This window comes from Microbispora amethystogenes (genome assembly GCF_016863015.1).
Taxonomy (GTDB): domain Bacteria; phylum Actinomycetota; class Actinomycetes; order Streptosporangiales; family Streptosporangiaceae; genus Microbispora; species Microbispora amethystogenes.
The window spans coordinates 1-21,910 of the sequence record NZ_BOOB01000007.1; the positions used below are offsets into that span (position 1 = coordinate 1).

The window sequence follows — 21,910 nt, forward strand, 5'->3', positions numbered from 1 at the left end:
GGCGGGCCGCCGCGACGTCGGAGATCGCGGTCGCCATCGGCACGACCACGCCGAGCACGTTGCGGGTGGTGTGCGAGGCGCCGCCGCCGAAGCCGACCAGCACGCCCGCCGCGCCGGTCCGCATGAGGTGCAGCGCGGCCGTGTACGTCGCGCAGCCGCCCACGATCACCGGGACGTCGAGTTCGTAGATGAACTGCTTGAGGTTGAGCGGCTCGGCCCGGCCCGACACGTGCTCGGCGGAGACGGTCGTGCCGCGGATGACGAAGATGTCGACGCCCGCGTCGATGACGGCCTTGTGGTGCTGCACCGTCCGCTGGGGCGACAGCCGTACGGCGGTGGTGACGCCGGCGGCGCGGATCTCCTCGATGCGCCGGCCGATCAGCTCGTCCTTGATCGGCGCGGTGTAGATCTCCTGCAGCCGCCGGGTCGCGGCCTCCCGGTCGAGGGTGGCGACCTCCTCCAGCAGCGGCGCCGGGTCCTCGTAGCGGGTCCAGAGCCCTTCCAGGTCGAGCACGCCGAGGCCGCCCAGGCGGCCGATCTCGATCGCCGTCGCGGGCGACACGACGCTGTCCATCGGGCTCGCCACGAGCGGAGAGTCGAAGCGGTAGGCGTCGATCTGCCAGGAGATCGACACCTCCTCCGGGTCGCGGGTGCGCCGGGAGGGCACGATGCCGATCTCGTCCAGCGCGTAGGCCCGCCGCCCGCTCTTGCCGCGCCCGATCTCCTGAGTCATATCGCCTTTTCTTTCTGTTCTTCCGCTACCGGGCTATCGCCGGTGGTAGTTCGGGGCCTCGACCGTCATCTGGATGTCATGCGGGTGGCTCTCCTTGAGCCCGGCCATCGTGATCGGCATGAGCTGCGCCTTCTCGTGCAGCTCCTCGATCGTCCGGGAGCCGGTGTACCACATGCCCTGCCGGAGGCCGCCGACGAGCTGGTGGGCCACCGCCGCGGCCGGGCCGCGGTAGGGCACCTGGCCCTCGATGCCCTCGGGGATGTACTTGTCCTCCCCGGACACGTCGGCCTGCGCGTACCGGTCCTTGCTGAACGACGCGCCGCCGCGCTCGCGGTTGCGCACCGCGCCGAGCGAGCCCATGCCGCGGTACGACTTGAACTGCTTGCCGTTGATGAAGATCAGCTCGCCGGGCGACTCCTCGCAGCCGGCCAGCAGCGAGCCCAGCATGACCGTGTCGGCCCCGGCGGCCAGCGCCTTGGCGATGTCGCCCGAGTACTGCAGGCCGCCGTCGCCGATCACCGGGATGCCGGCCGGGCCGCAGGCCAGCGCCGCCTCGTAGATCGCGGTGAGCTGGGGCGCGCCCACGCCCGCGACGACCCGGGTGGTGCAGATCGAGCCGGGCCCCACGCCCACCTTGACGGCGTCGGCCCCCGCGTCGACCAGCGCCTGCGCCCCCGCCCGGGTGGCCACGTTGCCGCCGATGACGTCGACCCGCCCGTTGTTGGCCTTGACCTTGGCGATCATGTCGCACACGCCGCGCGAGTGCCCGTGCGCCGTGTCGACGATGATGACGTCGGCGCCCGCGTCGATGAGGGCCATCGCGCGCTCCTCGGCGTCGCCGGCCACGCCCACCGCGGCGCCGACCATCAGGCGGCCGTCCGCGTCCTTCGTGGCGAGCGGGTACTGCTCGCTCTTGGTGAAGTCCTTCACTGTGATCAGGCCCTGAAGGCGACCGGCCTCGTCCACGAGCGGGAGCTTCTCGACCTTGTTCTGCCGCAGCAGCCGGAAGGCCTCCTCGCGGTCGACGCCCACCGGCGCCGTCACCAGCGGCATCGGGGTCATGACGTCGCGCACGGCCTTGCCCTGGTCGCTCTCGAAGCGCATGTCCCGGTTGGTGACGATGCCCACGAGCACGCCGTCGGCGTCGGTGACCGGAACGCCGGAGATCCGGTAGGTCGCGCACAGCCGCTCGACGTCGGCGAGGGTGTCCTCGGGGGAGCAGGTGACGGGGTTGGTCACCATCCCCGCCTCCGAGCGCTTGACCAGGTCGACCTGCTGCGCCTGCTCCTCGATGGAGAGGTTGCGGTGCAGTATGCCGATGCCGCCCTGCCGCGCCATCGCGACCGCCATGCGCGCCTCGGTGACCGTGTCCATCGCGGCCGAGACCAGCGGGATGCGCAGCGTGACGTTCCGGGACAGCCGGGTCGTCGTGTCGGCCTCGCCCGGCTGCAGGTCCGAATAGGCGGGAACGAGGAGCACGTCGTCGAACGTGAGTCCCGGTTCGGTGAACTTGGCCATCTGACTGCACCCTCCTCCTGGATCCCTCGCCAGACCCGAGGTCAGTCTAGTGGCCGCCCGAAACCGCACCGGGCACACCTGTCAAGAGGGGCGACACAAAAAGTGGGGGGACCGGATTCCGGTCCCCCCACTCGGGGCGCGTCCCGCCCGCCGCTCTCGTCGAGCCCCCCTCCGCGCCCCGCCGAGGCGGCGTTCCGGCTAACGCTGCGTCAAGAATGCGTCACGCAGCGTCCACGCGCAATGTCGCAAGCTGCAACTGCACAAAGATGCATTCCCCGCCAATTCGAAGATCCACCCGGAACAATTACAAACCATCGCATTCATACATGAACAATCAGGCGCGGTGATGCCGAATGTGCGAACGGAACGGACAACGCGAAAAGGCCGGGTTATTCTCGCGGGCCGAGGCGTGACGGGGATCTGAGCGGGGAGTTCACACTTCCCGCCAGTGCGACCACCGACGTGCGACCACCGACGGAGCGAGCATGAGTACGACGGGAAACGCCGTCCCGCGGACCGGCCCATTCGAAAGTCTCGGGCTCTCCCCCGGCCAGGCGGCCCTCTACGCGGCCGCGCTCCGCCTCCACCGGGCCACCCCGGCCGAGCTCGCCGAGGCGGTCGACCGGCCCGCCGCCGACGTGCTCGACGCCCTCGACTCCCTCGTACGGCTCGGCGCGGTCGACCGGCGGCGGGAGGAGGTCGTCGCGCGGCATCCGGCCGAGGTGATCGGCCGGCTGGTCGCCGAGCGGCTGGACCGCATGGCCCGGGAGAGCCGGTGTCTCGACGAGATGATCACGGCGGCCGGGCGCCTGGCCCGCCACTACGACACCGGGCGCGACTGGCGGGGCGGAGGACTGCCGGTCGAGCGGGTGAGCGGCGCCGGCGCGCTCTACGAGGGCGTCATCGGCCACGCCCTGCAGGCGCCTCCCGCCGATCTGGTCATGGCCGTCCCGGACCACCGCACCGTGGTGCGGTTCGCGAACACCCACAGCGCGCAGTGGATCCGGGCCGCCGCGGACGGCGTCGTGCGGTTGCGCGCGATCGTCCCGCACGCCGCTCTGTCGTCGCCCGCCGTACGGGAGATGTATGAACGGTTCACGGCGGCGGGTGCGAATCTGCGCGCGCTCGACGAGGTGCCGAGCTGGTTCCTCGCGCTCGGCGACGGCACCGCCTGGCTGCCGGTCCAGTGGGGCGTCCCGCTGCCCGACAACGCCTACAACTGCTGCGTCGTCCACGCCCCGGCTGCGGCGGGAGCCCTGCGCGCGCTGTTCGGGGAGCTGTGGGCCCGGGCCGCCCCGATCTCCCCGCACAGCGGCGCCCGGCAGGTGCTGCGACTCGCCGCCCAGGGGCTCTCCGACGACGCCGTCGCCCGCCGTCTCGGGGTGTCCGTGCGCACGGTGCGGGCCAGATTCGCCGAGGCGATGGCGGAGCTGGGCGCCCAGTCACGCTTCCACGCCGGGGTCGAGGCCGCCCGCCGCGGCTGGCTGTGACCCGCCCCCAGATCCGGCGGCGAATGCGGCAGCGAATTCGGCGGCGGACCCGGCCGCGGACCGTGCCGCCGGAGCGGCGGGCCTGACGAGCAGATGAGGCGCACTTTCGCTCCCGGAGGGGGCCGTGGTCATAAGGTGGGATGCGTGCTCGAAGACGTCCCCCGCGACCCGTTCGCGGATGACCCTGACGACCCCGCGGCGGAGCTCGGATCGCCCGACGACGTGGAACCGCTGTCGCTCGCCGAGCGCGACGAGGCACTGACCGATCTCGCCGACGTGGAGGTCTTCCGTTCCCTGCTCGAACCCCAGGGCGTGCTCGGGCTGGTCCTCGACTGCCCCGAGTGCGGCGAGCAGCACTACTTCGACTGGGACCTGCTGCGCGGCAACCTGCGCCAGATGATCGACAACGGCCGGCCGCAGGTCCACGAGCCCGCCTTCCAGCCCGATCCGTCCGACTACGTGAGCTGGGAGTACGCCCGGGGCTACGTGGACGGCGTGATCGACACCGAGGAGAGCCGCTGACTGTCCACGTCGGCGACCAGTGCGCCGAGCAGCCGGAGGGCCGCGTCGGTCCCGCCCAGGGGCTCCCGGCGGGCGAGGGCGTCGAGGAGGACGTCCGTCCGAACTACGTCGCCCTCCACGTCGCCATCGCCGTACGGCCCGGGAAGGCCCGCCGTACGACGACGTTTCATGGTCACGCAATCGACTCCAGCTCGGCCAGCTGCCGGAGCCTGGCGAGCGCACGATGTTGCGCGACCCGGACGGCACCAGGGGTCATGCCGAGTACATTACCCGTCTCCTCGGCGGAAAGACCCGAGACGACCCGCAGGATGAGAAGCTCGCGCTGGGTGTCCGGCAGCCGGGCCAGCAGGTCCCGGGCGTGCTGCGCCTCGATGTAGCGCACCACGGTCTCCTCCGGCCCCGGGCCCTCGTCGGGCCCGTCCGGCAGGTCCTGCGTCGGCACCGCGGAGCGCACCGAACTGCGCAACGCGTCCGCCACCTTGTGCGAAGCGATGCCGAACACGAACGAGGCGAAGGGGCGGCCCATGTCGCGGTAGCGTGGCAGCGCCGACAGCACCGCGATGCACACCTCCTGAGCCACGTCGTCGGCGATGTGGTACTGACCGGAGACCCTCCCCAGTCGGGCCCTGCAGTACCGGACCACCATCGGGCGCAGTTGTCCCAGCAGTGATTCGATCGCGGTGCGATCTCCTTGTACGGCAAGGCTGGTCAGTTCCCTGAGGTCGGACTCATCCGATCTCGTCGCAAGCCTTACCCCAGTTGCGGCGTCGGCGACGCATCCCTCGGTCACGTTAGGCATGATGCCCGCCACGATCGTTCATGTCGTCATGGTTAACGGCTACGGATTGGTCACATTGACGCGTCGATAACCCTTTGTAATCAATCGACCACACGACCGTTGGAACATTCCAACCAGAATGACCAATTCGAGAGATATATGCCGGATGCCTTGACAGGTATTAAGAAGTATGCGGCGTCTGCCTATTGCCGGGCGGCCCTTCGATGCCGCGCGTCACCGGTATGGACCGCGCCGCCCGAACACGCCCCTACCGGGAAGCGGACACGTATCCCACCGGTATAGACCACCGTTCAGGCGCCGGCCCTCATCGGAGCGTGGAGGAGACCACCCGGGGAGCGCGGCCGGCGCCGAGGTAGAAGACGCCGGGGAAGCCGCGCGTCTCGAACCCGCCGCTGACGTTGCGGCGCAGCGTCGAGTGCTCGATGCGCAGAGAGCCGCTGCGGTCGTTGCTGACGAAGAACACCGCCCCGCCGCCCTCGTTGGCGTGGTTGCCGGTCATCAGCGAGCCGGCGATCCGGACGGCGTACCTGTTGCCGTCCGCGTACACGGCCCCGCCGTTGCCGCCCCCAGGGGTTCCGGCCTTGGCCGGGTTGGCGCCGCGTCCGACCGCCCGGTTCCCGACGAAGACGCTGTTGACGATCTGCCAGGAGACGCCGATGCCGCTCAGCGCGCCCCCGTTCGAGCAGACGCCGTTCTCGAAGCTGCTGCCGGCGACGTACACGGGCAGGTCGTGCCACTGGTCCAGCACGCGGATCGCCGCGCCGCCCAGGTCGGGGCCGGTGCGGTCACAGCGGTTGCGGACGAACCGTGAGTTGACCACTTTGAGCCTGCCACCGCGGGCGAAGACCGCCCCGCCACCACCGCCGTCGGTCCTCTGGCCGGTGGAGTCGCCGTCGGCGAACGTCAGGTTCTGCAGGGTCAGCGCGGGTGCCGGCTGGTCGTCGCAGTGCGAGGTCGTCCACACCTGGGCCCGGTCACAGGTGTTCATGTAGAGGATGCGCCGTTTGCCCGCGCCGCTGAGCGTCACCTTCCCGCCGCCGTCGACGACGACCCGGGCGCTGGTGTTGCGGACCTTCGCCGTGGCGGTCAGCCTGATGGTCACCGGGCGAGGGCCGCAGGAGAAGGTGATGACGCCGCCGCGGGCCACGGCCCTGACGAAGGCCTGGGAGGTGCAGCTCGCGGGCGTGCCCCGGCCGACGACGGTCGTCGGGCGCGAGACGTCGGCGGGCCGCGCCTCGGGCGGCACGGGAACCGTCCCCGTGAGGCTCCCCGCCCCCGTCGCCGGGACGGATTCCGCGACGGCGGGCGGAGCCGTCGCCCCGGCCGGCGTCACTCCGATCACCGTCACACCGTCCACCGTCATGCCGTCCACCGTCATGCCGTCCACCGTCATGCCGTCCACCGTCATGCCGGACATGGAGAGACCGGCACCCGACACCAGCACGGCGGTAAGAGCTCTGCGTCCGAATCGCACGCCGACGATCGTATTGACCCCGATTAGGCATATAGGGGGTTTCAGGGAATCTCCCGGAAAAAGCGCGCGCCCCGCGGTCCGCCCGTGAGGGCGGCGCGGGGCGCGGTTGCCGAATCCGATCGGTCGCCGATCGGGTGCCTCTGCCGAGCGACTCCCGATCGATCGCCTGCTGTCAGCGGCCGTCGATCAGTGGCCGCCGATCAGTTGGCCGTCGATCAGTGGCCGTGACCGTGGCCGTGGCCGTGACCGCCGCCGGCGGCCGGGGCCTCCTCCTCGGGCTTGTCCACCACGAGGGCCTCGGTGGTCAGCAGCATGCCGGCGATGGACGCGGCGTTCTGCACGGCCGAGCGGGTCACCTTGACGGGGTCGATGACGCCCTGGGCCACCAGGTCGCCGTACTCGCCGGTGGCGGCGTTGAGACCCTCACCGGCGTTCAGCGCGGCGATCTTCGTGGTGACGACGTAGCCCTCGAGGCCCGCGTTCTCGGCGATCCAGCGGGCCGGCTCGACCAGGGCCTTGCGGACGATCGAGACGCCGGTGGCCTCGTCGCCGGTCAGGCCGAGGTTGTCGAGGTCCTTGGACACGTGCACGAGCGCGGAGCCGCCACCGGAGACGATGCCCTCCTCGATCGCGGCGCGGGTCGCGGAGATCGCGTCCTCCAGGCGGTGCTTCTTCTCCTTCAGCTCCACCTCGGTCGCGGCGCCGACACGCAGCACGCAGACACCGCCGGCGAGCTTGGCGAGGCGCTCCTGGAGCTTCTCGCGGTCCCAGTCGGAGTCGGACTGCTCGATCGCGATCTTGATCTCGCGGATGCGGTCCTCGATCGCCTGGGCGTCACCGGCGCCGTCGACGACCGTGGTGGTGTCCTTGTTGACCACGACGCGGCGGGCCGTGCCGAGGACCTCCAGGCCCACGTGCTCCAGCTTGAGGCCGATCTCCTCGCTGACGACCTGGCCGCCCGTGAGGGTGGCGATGTCCTGCAGCATGGCCTTACGGCGGTCGCCGAAGCCCGGAGCCTTGACGGCGACGGAGGTGAAGGTGCCGCGGATCTTGTTGGTCACCAGGACGGCCAGGGCCTCGCCCTCGACGTCCTCGGCGATGACCAGAAGCTGCCGCTTGGTCTGGGCGACCTTCTCCAGCAGCGGGAGGAAGTCCGCGATGGAGGAGATCTTGCCCTGGTGGATCAGGACGTACGGCTCCTCGAGCACCGACTCCATGCGCTCGGCGTCGGTGACCATGTAGTGCGAGAGGTAGCCCTTGTCGAACTGGAGACCCTCGGTGAACTCCAGCTCCAGGCCCATCGCGTTGGACTCTTCGACGGTGATGACACCGTCCTTGCCCACCTTGTCGAACGCCTCGGCGATCAGGCCGCCGATCTTCGCGTCCTGCGCGGAGATCGTCGCGACGTTGGCGATCTCCTTCTTGTCCTCGACGTGGCGGGCGGTGCTGAGCAGCCGCTCGCTGACGGCCTGGGCGGCCTTGTCGATGCCGCGCTTGAGCGACAGCGGCTGCGCGCCGGCCGCCACGTTGCGCAGGCCCTCGCGGACCATGGCCTGGGCCAGGACGGTCGCGGTGGTGGTGCCGTCACCCGCGATGTCGTTGGTCTTGGTCGCCACCTCCTTGGCGAGCTGGGCGCCAAGGTTCTCGTACGGCTTCTCCAGCTCGACCTCGCGAGCGATGGTGACACCGTCGTTCGTGATCGTCGGGGCACCGAACTTCTTGTCGATGACGACGTTGCGGCCGCGCGGGCCGAGGGTCACCTTGACGGCGTCGGCGAGAGCGTTCACACCACGCTCGAGAGCGCGCCGCGCGTCCTCTTCGAACTCCAGGATCTTCGGCATTCAGGTCTCCTTGTGAGCGCGTCGGAGCCCCGGGCACGTGGACCCGGGGCTCCTCATGGCTTGCGCGGCCTACTACTTCTCGATGATGGCGAGCACGTCGCGAGCCGAGAGCACCAGGTACTCCTCGCCGCCGTACTTGACCTCGGTGCCGCCGTACTTGCTGTAGAGGACGACGTCGCCCTCCTTGACGTCGAGCGGAATGCGCTTCTCGCCGTCCTCGTCCCAGTTGCCCGGGCCCACAGCGAGCACGCGGCCCTCCTGCGGCTTCTCCTTGGCGGTGTCCGGGATGACCAGGCCGGAGGCGGTGGTCTGCTCGGCCTCAAGCGGCTGGACCACGATGCGGTCGCCGAGCGGCTTAACGGGAACCTTGGTGGCGGTCGTCACGATCGGACCTCCCCTTCAGATTGCGATGAATGAGCTGAAGAGGCGACCAGCGGCCTGCCGTCGCGGGTGTCAGACCTGTCTCGTCGCTGTTGGCACTCTCAATGGCAGAGTGCCAACACGAAACAGTATGCAAGTGGCGCGTGACAGTCAACACGAACCCGCCCCGCAGGTCAGACCCGTCTCCCGGCAACGCGTCCGAGGCCCCCCGTTCAGCCCCCCGCCGCTCACACGTCACCGCCGCGACCCCCCGAACGGCCCAGGCCAGCGGGCGGGTCAGCGGGCGGGTCAGCGGGCGGGTCAGCGGGCGGGTCAGCGGGCGGGTCAGCGGGCGGCGTACGAACCGGAGCGGACGTCGTCGACGAGGCCCGGCCGGCTGGGGTTCCAGCCGAGGTTCTTCCTCGCGAGATCGCCGCTCACCACCTGGCTCAGGGCGAGCCCCTCGGCGAACGGGCGGCCGAGCACCTCGCTCGCCTCGCCGATCGGCCACGGCACGGCCTTCCCGCTGCGACCGGCGGCCGCGGCGACGTCGGCGACGCTCACCGCCTCTTCGGCGACCGCGTGGAAGAGGTTGCCCGGCGCGGCCTTCTCGATCGCGAGCACGATCAGGTCCGCCAGGTCGTCCACGTGCACGGTCGCCCAGGTCGGCGCCGGGCCGCCCGCGTGGACGTACCTGCCGTCCTCCCCGCCCGGTGCGGCGAGGAGGGCGGGGATGCCCACGCCCCGGCCGTACACGACGCCGGGCCGTACGACGATTCCGCCGCCGTCCAGCACGAGCCTCTCCACCCGCGGACGGTAGCCGGACAGGGCGATCGGGTTCACCGGCGCGTCCTCGTCCGCCGCCTCGGTGGTGGCGCCGAGCACCCACACGCCGCTGACGTAGACCAGGCGCGCGCCGCCGCCGGCCAGCGCCTCGATCGCGGCGACGTCCACCGCCTCGTCCCCGACGGGGTTCGCGGCGTGGACGACGACGTCGATGTCGGAGGTCACCGCCTTCGCGAGCGTCTCGGGCTCATTGAGGTCACCGTGACGCACCTCGCCCGGCAGGGCGGCCTCGCGCGGCTTCGGCCGGACCAACGCCACCACGTCGTGGCCGTGCTCGGCGAGCCGCTCCGCGAGCACCGAGCCGATGTAACCCGTCGCGCCGAGAACGAGAACCTTCATCGTTTCACCTCGAAAATTTTGATGTCTGACTTTTCGACCTGGAGGCTAGCGTAGAAGGCATCGACATTTCAACGTCGAAGCAAGCGTTACGATGAGACGAGGAGGAGCGGCGGGTGGACCTTCGGCCGCGCGCATCATGAACCACAACCTCGTGGACGGCACCACCGCGATCGGCGCCACCGGGAACGGCACCGTGAACGACGCCATCGAGCAGATCCTCGGCGACTGGGCCCGGGTGCGTCCGGACGTGGACTGTTCGGCGATGGGCGTCGCCGGGCGGATCTCCCGGGCGTCCCGCCTGATGGAGAAGGGCGTCAAGGAGCACTTCGCCCGGTACGACCTGGAGCCCTGGGAGTTCGACGTGCTCGCCACCCTTTTCCGCGCCAACTCCGCGCACCGGCTCTGCATGGGCGACCTCGCCACCGCCGCGATGGTGAGCTCGGCGGCCCTCACCAACCGGGTGGACCGCCTCACCGCCAAGGGGCTGGTGCACCGGGAGGTCTCGCCGTCGAACCGCCGCATGGTCCTGATCACCCTCACGGACCGGGGCCACGCGATGGTCGACGAGTTGCTGGAGGGCCACGTGGCCAACGAGAACCGGCTGCTCGCCGGCCTCACTCCGGAGGACCGGGAGCAACTGTCCGGCCTGCTCTGTAAGCTGCTCACCTCCCTCGGCGACGTACGCACCTGCTGACTGGGTGAGCGCCGGCCACGGGCGATAGCGTCGCGAGCGTGGACCTGGAAACCTTCCGCATGCTGCTCGCCCCCGCCGGACGCGGGGCCCTGGACGACGCCGTGCGGATCCTCGCCGACGGCGCGGACCCGGTGGCCGCCGCGAGCGCGCTGCGCCGATCCCACTCCCCCGAGCTCGCCGCCGCGGCGCTCACGCAGGCGTCGCTGCGGCGGCGTGCCGAGACCAAGTTCGGCGCCGACGCCGCCGTCATGTACTTCACCCCGCACGGACTCGAGCAGGCCACCCGGCCCGAGGTCGCCGCCCACCGCGCCGCCAGGATCAGCGCCGCCGGGATCAGGACCGCCGGCCCCGGACCCGCCGCGATCGGACCCGCCGCGATCGGAGCCGCCGGACGCGGCTCGGCCGGGGTGGAGCCGACCGGTGCCGGGCCGGCTGGGGCTCCGTCGACCGGCATGGGCGAGGCCGGAGGCGTGAGGGCTGCGGAGGGGCCGCGTGTGCTCGACGTGTGCTGCGGAATCGGCGGCGACCTGCTCGCGCTGGCCCGCGCGGGATGCGCGGTGGACGCGCTCGACCTCGACCCGCTGACGGTGGAGATCGCCCGTGCCAACGCGGCGGCGCTCGGCCTGTCCTCCCTGGTGACGGTCCGTACGGCGGACGCCGCGGCGGCCGACCCGGGGGGATACGACCTGCTGTTCGCCGACCCGGCCAGAAGGGGGGCGAGAGGGCGGACGTTCGACCCGATGGCCTACTCCCCCCCGTGGCCGGTGGTGCTCGACCTGGTCGCCCGGGCTCCGGCCGCCTGTCTGAAGACGGCCCCCGGCATCCCGTACGAGTTCATCCCGGAGGGCGCCGAGGCCGAATGGGTCTCCTACCGGGGCGAGGTGAAGGAGGCGGCCATCTGGACCGGGATGGGCATCTGGACCGGGATTGGGACGAGCGGTCGGCGCGCCACCCTGCTGCCCTCCGGCGCCACGCTCACGGCCTCGGGCGCGGAGGCCGATGCCGGGCCGGTGAGCCGTTATCTCTACGAGCCCGACGGCGCCGCCGTACGGGCGCACCTGGTCGCCGAGGTGGCCGCCCTCGTGTCGGGTCACCTCGTCGATCCGCGCATCGCGTACATCACCGGCGATCGCCTCGTGCCCACGCCGTGGGCGGCGTGTTACGAGGTCACCGACGTGATGCCCTTCTCGTTGAAGCGGCTGCGCGCGGCGCTGCGCGAGCGGGGCGTCGGCGCGGTGACGATCAAAAAACGCGGGTCCGCGGTCGACGTCGAGCGGCTGCGGAAAGACCTCCGGCTTTCCGGGAGTGAATCCGTGGTGATTGTGCTCACCCGGATAGAGGACCGGCCCTTCGTCTTGCTTTGTCAGCCTGTGACCAGCCAGAAGGGCTGAACTCCCGGCAATTCACCGGCAATCATCGCCTTTCCCAGTCCACGCCTGACGGCCGCGGGTCAGGGCCTAAAGTTGGCCGTCGGGCAGTGCCGCCTGCTCGTTCGTCTGCGCGAGACCGGGCCGAACCCAACGTTTCGGCGAGCTGAAGGAGCATTCTCGGTGGAGCATTCCAGCCACAACCTCCTCCAGGCGGGCAGCCAGACCGCCATCTCCGACCGGATGCGCGAACTACTCGCCCGGGCGGCCCAGGACCACGTCTACGAGCAGCGGACGCAGGGCGCCGCGCTCGACGACATCCGCCAGCGGCTGGAAGGCATGGAATGGCTGCTCCGCGAGGTGCGCGAGCGTGAGCTCGGCGGCCTCGGCGCGGCACTGGAGGCGATCACCCAGCGGCTCGACGACCTGGCGGCCAGACCGCCGGCCTGGGCCGAAGGTCTCGCCCAGCACGTGGAACTGCTGCGCGGCCACGTAGAGGAGGCCGGCGGCCGGACGCAGGGGCTGGCCGACCGGATGACGGAGTTCGCGCACCGGCTCGGCAAGTTCCAGGGCGGCATGGAGGCGGCCGCCGGGCGCTTCACCCGGCTCGACAAGGCCCTCACCTCGCTCACCGAGCGGACCGAACGCCTGGAGGCCGTCGTGATCGAGCGGCTGGAGTCGGTCGGCGGCAGGATCGAGGCGGTGGAGAGCGGCGTCGAGGCGGTCGGCGAACGCGTCGGGATGCTCCCCGCCGAACTGGGCATCGGGGACCTGCGCGGCACCGTGGCGGGGCTGGGCTCCAGCGTGGACGGCGTGAACGCCACCGTGGCCGGGTTGAGCGCCGGAGTGGGAGACGTCGCCGCGAGCGTGGACGAGATGAGCACGACCATGGCGGGCATGAACGCCGATCTCACCCTCACGGCGGGGGCGGTGGCCCCGCTCGCGGAGGCGGTGCGAAGCAGACCCGACCGCGAGCAGATCGCCGAGACCGTCTCGGGCGCGGTCACCAGTGCCATGGAGCCCGCACGCGGCGACGTGGCCCGGCGGCTCGCCGCGCTGGAGGAGACCATGCTGGCGCTCGCGGAAGCCCTGCTGCGCCCCGCCCACGGCCCCGGCCACAGCTCAGGCCACGGTCACCCCCGCGACCGCGCCGACTGACTCAGTCGCCGCTCAGACGTGGACGACGGTGATCGGGAGGGACGAGTCGGCCGGGATCCGCAGCGTCGAGGGCGTGGCTCCGGCCGCGACCAGGTCGGCGCCGAGCGCCGCCACCATCGCGCCGTTGTCCGTGCACAGACCCGGCCGGGGCACCCGCAGGCGCACCCCCGCCGCGTCGCAGCGCTCCTGGGCCAGCGCCCGTAGCCGTGAGTTGGCCGCCACGCCACCACCGATCAGCAGGTCCTTCACGTCGTAGCGGGCACACGCCTGCAGCGCCTTGCGGGTGAGCACGTCCACGACCGCCTCCTGGAACGACGCGGCGACGTCGGCCACCGGGACCGGCTCGCCCGACGCCTCGCGGGCCTCGACCCACCGGGCCACGGCCGTCTTCAGGCCGGAGAAGGAGAAGTCGAGCGTGCCGTCGTCGTACTTGCCGCGCGGGAAGGCCACCGCCGAGCCCGAGCCCTCGCGGGCGGCCCGGTCGATGTGCGGCCCGCCGGGGAACGGCAGCCCCAGCACCCGGGCCACCTTGTCGAACGCCTCGCCCGCCGCGTCGTCCACGGTCGAGCCGAGCGAGATCACGTCCTGCGCGACGTCGGGCACGAGGAGCAGCGAGGAGTGCCCGCCCGACACCAGCAGCGCGATCGCGGGCTTGGGCAGCGGGCCGTGTTCGAGCTGGTCGACGGCGACGTGCGCGGCGAGGTGGTTGACCCCGTAGAGCGGAACGCCGAGGCCCAGCGCGTACGCCTTGGCGGCGGCCACACCGACGAGCAGCGCGCCCGCCAGGCCCGGGCCCGCCGTCACGGCGACCGCGTCGATGTCGGAGAACCGCAGCCCGGCGCCCGCCAGCGCGCTCTCGACCGTCGGCGTCATCGCCTCCAGGTGCGCCCGTGAGGCCACCTCGGGCACCACCCCGCCGAACCGGGCGTGTTCGTCCATGCTGGAGGCGATGGTGTTGGCCAGCAGCGTGTGGCCGCGGACGATGCCCACGCCCGTCTCGTCGCAGGACGTCTCGATCCCCAGCACGATCGGCTCGTCGCGCCCCATCATGACTCCTTCTGTGCTTCCCGCTCAGCGTCGGGACGCTCGCTCCCGAGGTCCTTCGTCATGGTGATGGCGTCCGTTCCGTCCTCGTAGTAGCGCCTTCGCAGGCCGAGGCGGCGGAAGCCGAACCGCTCGTACATCGCCTGTGCCGGGGGGTTGTCCGCGCGCACCTCCAGGAACACCGAAGCCGCGCCGCGCCGTACCGCCTCGGCGAGCAGCGCGTCCATCAGCGCGGCGCCGACGCCGGCGCGGCGGTGCGCGGCGAGGACGGCGATCGTCTGCACGTCCGCCTGGTCGGCCGCCACCGCGAGCCCGGCGTACCCGACGACGCGCTCGCCCACCTCCGCGACCAGGTAGTGCCGGGTGCGCGGCTGGTCGCGCAGCTCGCCCCGCAGCATGGCCTCGCTCCAGGCGTCCGCCGGGAACGTGGCGCGCTCGATTTCCATGACCGCGGGCAGGTCCTCCGCGGTCATCTGACGCAGGACGACCTCCGCCTGCCTCACTGCGTCGCCCCGGCGCGGGTCACGCCGTCACCCTCTTCGGCGTCCCGGGCACCTGCGCGTCGGGACGCCGCAGGTAGATCGGCCGCGGCGGGCCGAGCACGGACAGCTCCCGCGCCTTCTCCACGGAGTCGACCCGCCCCTCGGGCACGCGGGCGATCTCTGCCGCCTCCTCCTCGCTCAGCGTGGCGAGGCGCCCGGCCGCGAGGGCCGCGAGCGCCCCGGCCGAGGGGTGCAGCGGGCCGCGTATCCGGTCGGCGCCGATGACGTCCGCGTACATGGCGCCGCCCGCCCCGATCACGGGCAGTTCGCCGGGCAGGTCGTGCGGCCGGTCCACGCGCGGCCCGTCGAGCCGCGTGCGCGGGTCGCCGTACCGGGCCCAGAAGACTTCCTTGCGGCGCGCGTCGGTCGCGACCAGGAACGGCCCGCTCTCCTCCGCGGCGTACGCGAGGGCGTCGAGCGTGCACACCCCGAACGCCGGCACGCCCGCGGTCAGCGCCAGCGCCGTCGCCGTCATCAGGCCGACCCGCAGACCGGTGTACGGCCCGGGCCCGGTCCCCGCGACGATGGCGGTGACGTCCCTGAGCGTCGCCCCCGACTCACGCAGGACCTGCTCGACGGCGGGCGCGAGCAGCTCCCCGTGCCGCCGCGCGTCGATCGTCGTCGACTCCGCCACCACACGCTCGCCGTCGTGCAGCGCGGCGGTGACGGCGGGAGTGGCGGTGTCGAAGGCCAAGACAAGCACGAAGGTCAAGCGTAGTCGCTCCGCTCAGGCGGCCGGACACCGTCAGGCGGAGCGGACCAGGGAGGCGTAGACGATGACGTTGTCGCGGTATTCGTGCTGTTTCCAGTCGAAGTCGCCGCCACAGGTGATCAGGCGCAGGCCGTCCTCGGTGTAGACGCGCTCGGCCGGGAAGTCGTTCTTGGGCACGCGCTCCACGGAGTCCACCGTGTAGGAGGCGGTCTTGCCGTCGCTGCGCACCACCTTCACGACCGCTCCCTTGCGCAGGTCGCGCAGGCGGTAGAAGACGGCGGGAGCGGTCTTGGTGTCCACATGGCCGATGATCACGGAGGCGCCGGGATCGCCCGGCACGGCGCTGCCGGTGTACCAGCCCGCCGTGGTCGGCTTGTCGAAGGGCGGCAACTCCACGTCGCCCTCGTCGGAGAGGCCGAGCTTCATCAGCGGCGCCTTGAGGCGGAGCGCCGGGATGTCGATCCGCTTGGGGACGACGGACGTTCTGACCTCCGCCTGGTCACCCGCGTCCCTGCCCCCGGTGATCACGGCGAAGACGAGCCCGGTGACCACCCCGGCGACGATCACCCCCCGGGTGGACAGCGCCAACGTCAGGCTCCGGAGCGCCTGCGGGCCACCCCGACGCCGACGCCGAGCGCGGCCAGCAGCACGACGACGGTGACACCCACCGGCGGCCCGGACGCGTCTTCAGGGCCCCCGGCGGCCGTGCCGCCGCCACCCGCGTGCGGGGCACGGGTGGGAATCCTCGTGTGGTCCTCGGTGTCGTCCGGCTCCTCCTGCGGCGCGACGATCCTGAACGACGCCTCGCCGACGTCGTTGGTCGCCTCGCACCGCACCTGCACGCGGTAGCCGCCCGCCTTCGCGCCGGCCCGTACGGTGGCGCTGCCCGTCACCAGCGGCATGGCGGTGGCGGAGGCCGGGGTGCCGGACTTCGCCGGCGGCGGCACCAGCGTGACGAGCCCCGTGAACGCGTCGGAACGCGCGGTCGCGCGGTATTCGGGACCGCCCTCCGACAGCGGGCAGCGGGCGCTGACGCGCACGCTCCTGGTCGCCCCTCCGGTGATCCGCTTCGGCTCGACCGTCACCCGGATGTCCTGGCGCGAGATCGAGACGAGCGGTGTCGGCACAGGCGGGGTCAGCGTGATGGTCGGTTCGGCCTGAACCGAGGCCTGCGCGGTGCAGCCCATGGCCCCGAACAGAAAGGCTCCCGCGACGGCGACCTGTGTGACCCTGCTCAACCGCACACCTCTTCCACCCCGGTCCCTTACCCAGAAAATCCAGACCGATTCATGACCGAGGATCTTCCTTCGTCCCGATGATCCACAGGAACGCGGACAGGCGTCAAGGACTGCGCGGCGGACCGGTCTGAATCGCGTACGGACGACGCCCGGCTTGTCCCCGGGCGTCCTTGTCGCACGTCAGAGTCTGGGTTGCGGTCGTTTGTGGCGAGAACGGCACCGCTCGGCGGAGGCGACTCAGGCCTGGGCTAAGCCTCAGGCTGGGCTCAGGCGAGGGAGACGGCGGACCACCGCGGGCCCACGCCCGCCAGCCGTACGAGCCGTTCCTCGTCCTCGGCTCCGCGCTCGATGTGGACCTCCAGGCGGTCCTCCGACAGCCCCTCGACCAGGCCCTCGCCCCACTCGACCACGGTGACCGACTCCTCCAGAGAGGCGTCGAGATCGAGGTCGTCCACCTCCACGAAGCCGCCGAGCCGGTAGGCGTCCACGTGCACCAGCGCGGGCCCGCCCGACAGGGACGGGTGGACCCTGGCGATCACGAAGGTCGGGGAGGTGATCGGCCCGCGCACCTTGAGGCCCTCGGCGAGGCCCTGCACCAGGGTGGTCTTCCCGGCGCCGAGCGGCCCGCTCAGCACGACCAGGTCTCCCGGCCCGAGCAGCGCGGACAGCCGCGCGCCCAGGGTCCGCGTCTCCTCGGCGGTCGCGGCCCGGAACTCGGCGGTGCGGAGCTCGTCGCCTCGGGACTCAGCCGCCCCGGACTCAGTGGCCCCAGACCCGGTGGTCCCAGACCCGGTGGCCCGGGAATCAGCGGCCCCGGACTCGGCGGCCCGGGACGCACCGGTGGTCACGCGCTGCCCCTCTCGGCTCGCTTCAGCAGCTCGCGCAGTGCCTCGTTCACGGCGTCGGGCCGTTCGAGCTGCACGAGATGCGACGTCTCCGGCATGGTGGTGAGCTGGGCGGTGGGCACGGCGGCCGCGATCGCCCTGCTGTGGTCGAGCGGCGTCAGCCAGTCGCCCTCACCGACGATGATGGCGGTCGGCACCTTGTTCAGCACGTCGAGCGCGGTCAGCTTGTCGTGCGACATGAGCGCCGGGTAGAAGTCGGCGATCACCTCGGAGGGAGTGGCCCGGATCATCGACTCGACGAAGTCCACGACGGTCGGGCTGACGCTCTTGGAATCGCCGAACGCGAGATGGCGCAGCGCGAGGAACGACAGGTCGGTGCCGGCCTGCCGGCCGCGGTCGACGAGCGCGCCGCTCCGGCGCATGACCGAGACGGCGGACGGCACCGCGAGGTTCACCACCTTGGAGACCAGAGCGGGCAGACCCAGGGTGATCTCGGCGAGCTTGCCGGCCGAGGTCGCGATCAGCGACACACCGCGGATCTTGTCGCCGAACAGCTCGGGCCGCCGCTCTGCCAGAGCCATGATCGTCATGCCGCCCATCGAGTGGCCGACCACGACGCACGGCCCGGGGACGAGCTCGTCGAGCACCAGCGCGAGGTCCTCGCCGAGCCGCTCGATCGTGCAGTCGCTCGACGGCGCGCGGGCCGACAGCCCGTGGCAGCGCTGGTCCCACAGCACCAGGCGGTAGGAGTCGCGCAGGACGCGCCGCTGGTAGTGCCAGGAGTCGGAGGACAGGCAGTAGCCGTGGCACAGCACCACGGTCAGCGGCGCGTCCTCCACGCCGTCGACCTCCGCGTGGATCTGGACGCCGTCGGATGTGGTGAGCGTCACCGGCCGTCCGCGCAGCTCGCCGAAGGGCTCGCCCCCCTCCAGGTCGGGCCGCAGGCGGATGCGGCCCACGGCGTACCTCTTGGCGAGCGTGGCCGCCGCCACCCCCGCCGACGCCGCGCCGAAGACCGCGCCGGCGATCCCGACCTTGCGACGTGTTCTCATGCCTGCCCTCCTCGCAGCCGCGTGCTCAGCGTCCGTCCGTGTGGACGCGAGGCACGCGGGATCCGATCCTCGTCACGATCTCATGAGTAATCGTGCCCAGGGAATCCGCCCACTCCTGACAGGTTGGCTCGCCGTGGTCACCGGGGCCGAAAAGGATCACCTCGTCCCCCGATTCCGCCGCGTCGTCGCCGAGGTCGATGACGAACTGGTCCATGCACACCCGCCCGGCGATCCGCCGCCGCCGGCCCGCCGCCAGCACCTCCGCCCGATTGGTCCCGTTTCGCAGGATGCCGTCCGCATACCCGAGAGGAACGAGGCCAAGCGTGGTTTGCCGGTCGGTGACGTACAGGTGCCCGTACGACACGCCCGTCCCGGGGGCGACCCGCTTCACGCTCGCGAGTCTGGCGGTCAGGGTCATCGCGGGCCGGAGCCCGAAGTCGCCGAGCTCGGGAACCGGGCTCAGCCCGTAGATCGCGATGCCGGGACGGATCATGTCGTACCTCGACTGCGGCAGTGTGACGGCCGCGGCGGAGTTCGCGATGTGCCGGACGGCGTCGCTCGGCACCCCGGCCTTGTCCGCGACGACGAGCGCCTCGTCGAACGTGGCGAGCTGGGCCTCGATGGAAGGATGGCCGGGGATGTCGGCGCACGCGAGGTGCGACCAGATGCCCACGATTTCGACGGCGCCGGTCGCCCGCGCGGCGAGGGCATGCTCGACCAGCGACGGCCAGTCGGCGGCGGTGGCGCCGCCCCGGGAGATGCCGGTGTCGATCTTCAGGTGGACCCGGGCGGTGCGCCCGGTCCTGCCGGCGGCCGCGACGATCTCGTCCACGACCCAGGGGGCGCCGGCGGACAGGTCGACGTCCGCGAGCAGCGCGGCGTCCAGCGGCTCGCCCGGCGTGATGAGCCACGACATGACCGGCGCGGTGATCCCCGCCTCGCGCAGGGCCAGCGCCTCGCGTACGAAGGCGGTGCCGAGCCGGGCCGCGCCCGCCTCCAGGCACGCGTTCGCCACCGGCACCAGGCCGTGCCCGTACGCGTCGGCCTTGACCACGGCCATCGTCTCGGCGCCGCCCGCACGCTCGGCCAGCAGCCGCACGTTGTGCCTGATCGCGGACAGATCCACCCGTGCCTCAGCCGGGGTGGCCCCACCCGCCGTCGAGAAGCTCATTTTCCCAGTGTGTCAGGTGGACCCGGGTGGATGCGCCCATAGACGCCGCACGTCAGAGCATGCGCAGGGCCGCGGGGATCGCCTCCGCGACGTCGAGGGCCGCGATCGGCGCCTCCCCACGCCCCCCGTCACCGCCCCCGTAGCGGGCCTCGGCGCGGCCCCCGGCGTCTGCCCTGGCGTCTCCCCTGGCGCCTCCGCCGTCGCCGCCCCTGGCGGCGATCCGCGCGGCCAGGCCGTGGATGTACGCGGCGCACGAGGCCGCGTCGTAGCCGGACAGGCCGGCGGCGAGCAGGGCGCCCGTGATCCCGGACAGGACGTCGCCGGTGCCGCCCGTGGCGAGCCAGGGCGTCCCGGTGGTGTTGACCCGCACCGGCCGGTGCTCCTCGGCGACGAGGGTGGTCGAGCCCTTCAGCAGCACCGTCGCCCCCAGCTCGGCCGCGGCCCGCCGCACATGGTCGAGCCGCGCGGCCTCGATCTGCTCCCTCGGCACGTCGAGCAGCCGCGACAGCTCGCCCGCGTGCGGCGTGAGCACGGTGGGAGCGGTCCTGCGCAGCAGCGTCCGGTCCCTGGCGACCAGCGTGAGCCCGTCGGCGTCCACCAGCACCGGCACGTCGGACGAAAGCACGGCGCGGGCCACCGCGTGCGCCTCCGGGCCGGTGCCGAGCCCGGGCCCGAGCACCCACGCCTGCACCCGCCCGACCTCTTCCAGCAGGCTGTCGGGTGACGACGACGGGTCGAGCACGGTCGTGACCGCCTCGGGCCAGCGGGCCCTGACCAGTCGCACCGGCTCGGCGGTGCTCGCGAAGCGGACCATGCCCGCGCCGGCGCGCACCGCGCCGCCGACGGAGAGCACGGCAGCTCCCGTGTACCTGTCGCTGCCCGCGGCGATCCCGACGACCCCCCGGCGGTACTTGTCGCTCTCCGCGCCGGGCCGGGGCAGCAGACCGGCCACGTCGTCGCCGGTCGGCGCGGCCACCTCGGGCCCCGGTAGGTGCGGCCCGAGGCCGATGTCCACCAGTTCGACCGATCCCGCGTGGGAGGCTCCCGGATCGACGAGCAGACCGGCCTTGTAGGCCCCGAACGTCACTGTCAGGTGCGCGCGGACCGCCGGTCCCTCGACCCGCCCGCTGCTCGCGTCCACCCCGCTCGGCACGTCGACCGCCACGACGAGACCGGCGGCCTCGGCGGTCAGCTCCGCGAGCGTGCCGTACGGCTCCCGCAGCGTGCCGCCGCCCCCGATGCCGACGAGGCCGTCGAGCACGACGTCGGCCCGCGCGAGCAGGTCACCGGCCCGCGCGGCGTCGAACGGCCCTGCCCGGCCACCGGCCGCGAGCAGCGCGGCCAGGCCGCCCTCGTGGGCGCGTGAACCGGCCAGAACGGCCTCCACCCGGGCTCCCCTGCGGGCCAGGAGCGCCCCGGCGTACAGGGTGTCGCCGCCGTTGTCCCCGCCGCCGACCAGCAGCGCCACGTGGGAGCCGTACACCCGGCCGCGCACGCCTTTGAGCAGGTTCGCGCAGACCATGGCGAGGCCGGCGGCGGCCCGGCTCATCAGGGTCCCCTCGGGGAGCCTCGCCATCAGCGCCGTCTCGGCGGTCCGGATCTGGTCGGAGGTGTAGGCGGTCCGCATGCGTCCGACCGTAGCCTCCCGCCCCGGCGATCGCGATCACCACACCCACCGGTTGCCGGAACACGCCGTCTCAGCGCCCCCGCGGGCCCGGCGGTTCTGGGACCCGGCAACGTCGAGATTTGGCGGTCTCAGGACGCGGGCACTCCAGGACTCGGCGGCCTCAGGACTCGGCGATCACGTAGGCGACGGCGATGCCGCCGTCGTGTGACAGGGAGACGTGCCACCGGCGCACGCCGAGGCCCCGCGCCACCTCCGCGGCCCTGCCGGTGATTCGCACCTCGGGACGGCCGTGCGCGCCGCGCACCACCTCCGCGTCGAGGTGGCTCAGGCCAGGTGGGGCTCCCAGGGCCTTGGCGACCGCCTCCTTGGCGGCGAACCGCGCCGCCAGCGACTCCGCCGGCAACTCGGCCTCGGCCTCGGTGAACAGGCGGCGCCGCAGCCCGGGCGTGCGCTCCAGCGCCGCGCGCAGCCGCGCGACCTCGACCACGTCCACCCCGATGCCCACGATCACACCGCCAGCGTAAGGGGACCTCACTCT

At 72.3% G+C, this 21,910-nt stretch carries 23 protein-coding genes; 5 read left to right on the forward strand and 18 right to left on the reverse strand.

All coding sequences use genetic code 11. The features are described 5' to 3' along the window. Window positions 1–733, reverse strand: a 733-nt coding sequence (locus tag Mam01_RS04650; RefSeq protein ID WP_204284245.1) for a GuaB3 family IMP dehydrogenase-related protein, incomplete at its 3' end; no start/stop codon positions are given. A 33-nt stretch (window positions 734–766) separates the two neighbouring features. Further along, complete coding sequence (gene guaB / locus Mam01_RS04655) at window positions 767–2,251, reverse strand: IMP dehydrogenase (protein ID WP_138460484.1); 1,485 nt, start codon at window positions 2,249–2,251, stop codon at window positions 767–769. A 485-nt stretch (window positions 2,252–2,736) separates the two neighbouring features. On the opposite strand from guaB, the gene Mam01_RS04660 reads away from it, so the two are divergent. Both Mam01_RS04660 and Mam01_RS04665 read left to right on the forward strand, forming a co-directional pair. After that, window positions 2,737–3,741: a helix-turn-helix transcriptional regulator gene (locus tag Mam01_RS04660; protein ID WP_204284246.1), complete on the forward strand. Its 1,005-nt coding sequence runs from the start codon at window positions 2,737–2,739 to the stop codon at window positions 3,739–3,741. A gap of 144 nt (window positions 3,742–3,885) precedes the next feature. Next, window positions 3,886–4,263 (forward strand): DUF5319 family protein, encoded by a 378-nt coding sequence (locus tag Mam01_RS04665; protein ID WP_191909912.1) that lies wholly within the window; start codon window positions 3,886–3,888, stop codon window positions 4,261–4,263. Here the strand turns inward: Mam01_RS04665 and Mam01_RS04670 are convergent. From Mam01_RS04670 to Mam01_RS04695, 6 genes are all read right to left on the reverse strand, one after another. After that, window positions 4,224–4,439: a hypothetical protein gene (locus Mam01_RS04670; protein WP_150930771.1), complete on the reverse strand. Its 216-nt coding sequence runs from the start codon at window positions 4,437–4,439 to the stop codon at window positions 4,224–4,226. The two genes, Mam01_RS04665 and Mam01_RS04670, sit on opposite strands and share 40 nt — an antisense overlap. After that, window positions 4,436–5,062, reverse strand: a complete 627-nt coding sequence (locus Mam01_RS04675) for a sigma-70 family RNA polymerase sigma factor (RefSeq protein ID WP_111699861.1) — start codon at window positions 5,060–5,062, stop codon at window positions 4,436–4,438. The genes Mam01_RS04670 and Mam01_RS04675 overlap by 4 nt, the downstream gene beginning before the upstream one ends. A 304-nt stretch (window positions 5,063–5,366) precedes the next feature. Next, window positions 5,367–6,536, reverse strand: coding sequence for a hypothetical protein (locus Mam01_RS04680; RefSeq protein ID WP_204284247.1), 1,170 nt, complete (start codon window positions 6,534–6,536; stop codon window positions 5,367–5,369). A gap of 215 nt (window positions 6,537–6,751) precedes the next feature. Beyond that, window positions 6,752–8,377, reverse strand: a complete 1,626-nt coding sequence (groL, locus tag Mam01_RS04685; protein ID WP_204284248.1) for a chaperonin GroEL — start codon at window positions 8,375–8,377, stop codon at window positions 6,752–6,754. A gap of 72 nt (window positions 8,378–8,449) precedes the next feature. Beyond that, the gene (groES, locus tag Mam01_RS04690) at window positions 8,450–8,761 is read right to left on the reverse strand and encodes a co-chaperone GroES (protein ID WP_030508383.1); all 312 of its coding nucleotides are present in this window, start codon (window positions 8,759–8,761) and stop codon (window positions 8,450–8,452) included. A gap of 321 nt (window positions 8,762–9,082) precedes the next feature. Further along, entirely contained in the window at window positions 9,083–9,922 is an 840-nt protein-coding gene (locus Mam01_RS04695) for an NAD-dependent epimerase/dehydratase family protein (protein ID WP_204284249.1), read from the reverse strand. 91 nt (window positions 9,923–10,013) lie between these two features. Between Mam01_RS04695 and Mam01_RS04700 the strand changes: the two genes are divergently transcribed. The 3 genes from Mam01_RS04700 (at window position 10,014) to Mam01_RS04710 (ending at window position 13,141) form a co-directional block, all read left to right on the forward strand. Next, window positions 10,014–10,616, forward strand: a complete 603-nt coding sequence (locus tag Mam01_RS04700; RefSeq protein ID WP_307819835.1) for a MarR family winged helix-turn-helix transcriptional regulator — start codon at window positions 10,014–10,016, stop codon at window positions 10,614–10,616. Window positions 10,617–10,654: 38 nt separating this feature from the next. Continuing rightward, entirely contained in the window at window positions 10,655–12,007 is a 1,353-nt protein-coding gene (locus Mam01_RS04705; protein WP_239101042.1) for a class I SAM-dependent methyltransferase, read from the forward strand. 159 nt (window positions 12,008–12,166) lie between these two features. Continuing rightward, window positions 12,167–13,141 (forward strand): hypothetical protein, encoded by a 975-nt coding sequence (locus Mam01_RS04710; RefSeq protein WP_204284250.1) that lies wholly within the window; start codon window positions 12,167–12,169, stop codon window positions 13,139–13,141. A 12-nt stretch (window positions 13,142–13,153) separates the two neighbouring features. On the opposite strand, the gene tsaD is transcribed toward Mam01_RS04710, so the two are convergent. The 10 genes from tsaD to Mam01_RS04760 form a co-directional block, all read right to left on the reverse strand. Beyond that, window positions 13,154–14,191 carry a tRNA (adenosine(37)-N6)-threonylcarbamoyltransferase complex transferase subunit TsaD gene (tsaD, locus tag Mam01_RS04715; protein ID WP_150930781.1) on the reverse strand — a complete coding sequence of 346 codons (1,038 nt, stop codon included), beginning with the start codon at window positions 14,189–14,191 and terminating at the stop codon, window positions 13,154–13,156. Next, window positions 14,188–14,688: a ribosomal protein S18-alanine N-acetyltransferase gene (gene rimI, locus Mam01_RS04720; RefSeq protein ID WP_345530596.1), complete on the reverse strand. Its 501-nt coding sequence runs from the start codon at window positions 14,686–14,688 to the stop codon at window positions 14,188–14,190. The genes tsaD and rimI overlap by 4 nt, the downstream gene beginning before the upstream one ends. 19 nt (window positions 14,689–14,707) lie before the next feature. After that, the gene (tsaB, locus tag Mam01_RS04725) at window positions 14,708–15,430 is read right to left on the reverse strand and encodes a tRNA (adenosine(37)-N6)-threonylcarbamoyltransferase complex dimerization subunit type 1 TsaB (protein WP_150930783.1); all 723 of its coding nucleotides are present in this window, start codon (window positions 15,428–15,430) and stop codon (window positions 14,708–14,710) included. 42 nt (window positions 15,431–15,472) lie between these two features. Beyond that, entirely contained in the window at window positions 15,473–16,027 is a 555-nt protein-coding gene (locus Mam01_RS04730) for a class F sortase (RefSeq protein ID WP_204284251.1), read from the reverse strand. Window positions 16,028–16,029: 2 nt separating this feature from the next. After that, on the reverse strand, window positions 16,030–16,677 hold the full coding sequence (locus tag Mam01_RS04735) for a hypothetical protein (RefSeq protein WP_204284252.1): 648 nt from the start codon (window positions 16,675–16,677) through the stop codon (window positions 16,030–16,032). Window positions 16,678–16,943: 266 nt separating this feature from the next. Then, entirely contained in the window at window positions 16,944–17,357 is a 414-nt protein-coding gene (gene tsaE, locus Mam01_RS04740) for a tRNA (adenosine(37)-N6)-threonylcarbamoyltransferase complex ATPase subunit type 1 TsaE (RefSeq protein WP_239101049.1), read from the reverse strand. A 164-nt stretch (window positions 17,358–17,521) separates the two neighbouring features. Next, on the reverse strand, window positions 17,522–18,574 hold the full coding sequence (locus Mam01_RS04745; protein WP_204284254.1) for an alpha/beta fold hydrolase: 1,053 nt from the start codon (window positions 18,572–18,574) through the stop codon (window positions 17,522–17,524). A gap of 25 nt (window positions 18,575–18,599) precedes the next feature. After that, a complete protein-coding gene (alr, locus tag Mam01_RS04750) occupies window positions 18,600–19,745 on the reverse strand; it encodes an alanine racemase (protein ID WP_204284255.1) in 1,146 nt (381 codons plus the stop codon). Window positions 19,746–19,797: 52 nt separating this feature from the next. Then, window positions 19,798–21,372 (reverse strand): NAD(P)H-hydrate dehydratase, encoded by a 1,575-nt coding sequence (locus Mam01_RS04755; RefSeq protein WP_204284256.1) that lies wholly within the window; start codon window positions 21,370–21,372, stop codon window positions 19,798–19,800. 160 nt (window positions 21,373–21,532) lie between these two features. Further along, on the reverse strand, window positions 21,533–21,883 hold the full coding sequence (locus Mam01_RS04760; RefSeq protein ID WP_204284257.1) for a holo-ACP synthase: 351 nt from the start codon (window positions 21,881–21,883) through the stop codon (window positions 21,533–21,535). Window positions 21,884–21,910: the final 27 nt, after the last annotated feature.

Coding starts and splice junctions, on each gene's coding strand:
- Mam01_RS04660 (WP_204284246.1), top strand. CDS start 2,737: ATGAGTACGACGGGAAACGCCGTCCCGCGGACCGGCCCATTCGAAAGT.
- Mam01_RS04675 (WP_111699861.1), bottom strand. CDS start 5,062: ATGCCTAACGTGACCGAGGGATGCGTCGCCGACGCCGCAACTGGGGTA.
- Mam01_RS04755 (WP_204284256.1), bottom strand. CDS start 21,372: ATGCGGACCGCCTACACCTCCGACCAGATCCGGACCGCCGAGACGGCG.
- Mam01_RS04745 (WP_204284254.1), bottom strand. CDS start 18,574: ATGAGAACACGTCGCAAGGTCGGGATCGCCGGCGCGGTCTTCGGCGCG.
- Mam01_RS04700 (WP_307819835.1), top strand. CDS start 10,014: ATGAGACGAGGAGGAGCGGCGGGTGGACCTTCGGCCGCGCGCATCATG.
- tsaD (WP_150930781.1), bottom strand. CDS start 14,191: ATGATGGGGCGCGACGAGCCGATCGTGCTGGGGATCGAGACGTCCTGC.
- Mam01_RS04695 (WP_204284249.1), bottom strand. CDS start 9,922: ATGAAGGTTCTCGTTCTCGGCGCGACGGGTTACATCGGCTCGGTGCTC.
- alr (WP_204284255.1), bottom strand. CDS start 19,745: ATGAGCTTCTCGACGGCGGGTGGGGCCACCCCGGCTGAGGCACGGGTG.
- groL (WP_204284248.1), bottom strand. CDS start 8,377: ATGCCGAAGATCCTGGAGTTCGAAGAGGACGCGCGGCGCGCTCTCGAG.
- guaB (WP_138460484.1), bottom strand. CDS start 2,251: ATGGCCAAGTTCACCGAACCGGGACTCACGTTCGACGACGTGCTCCTC.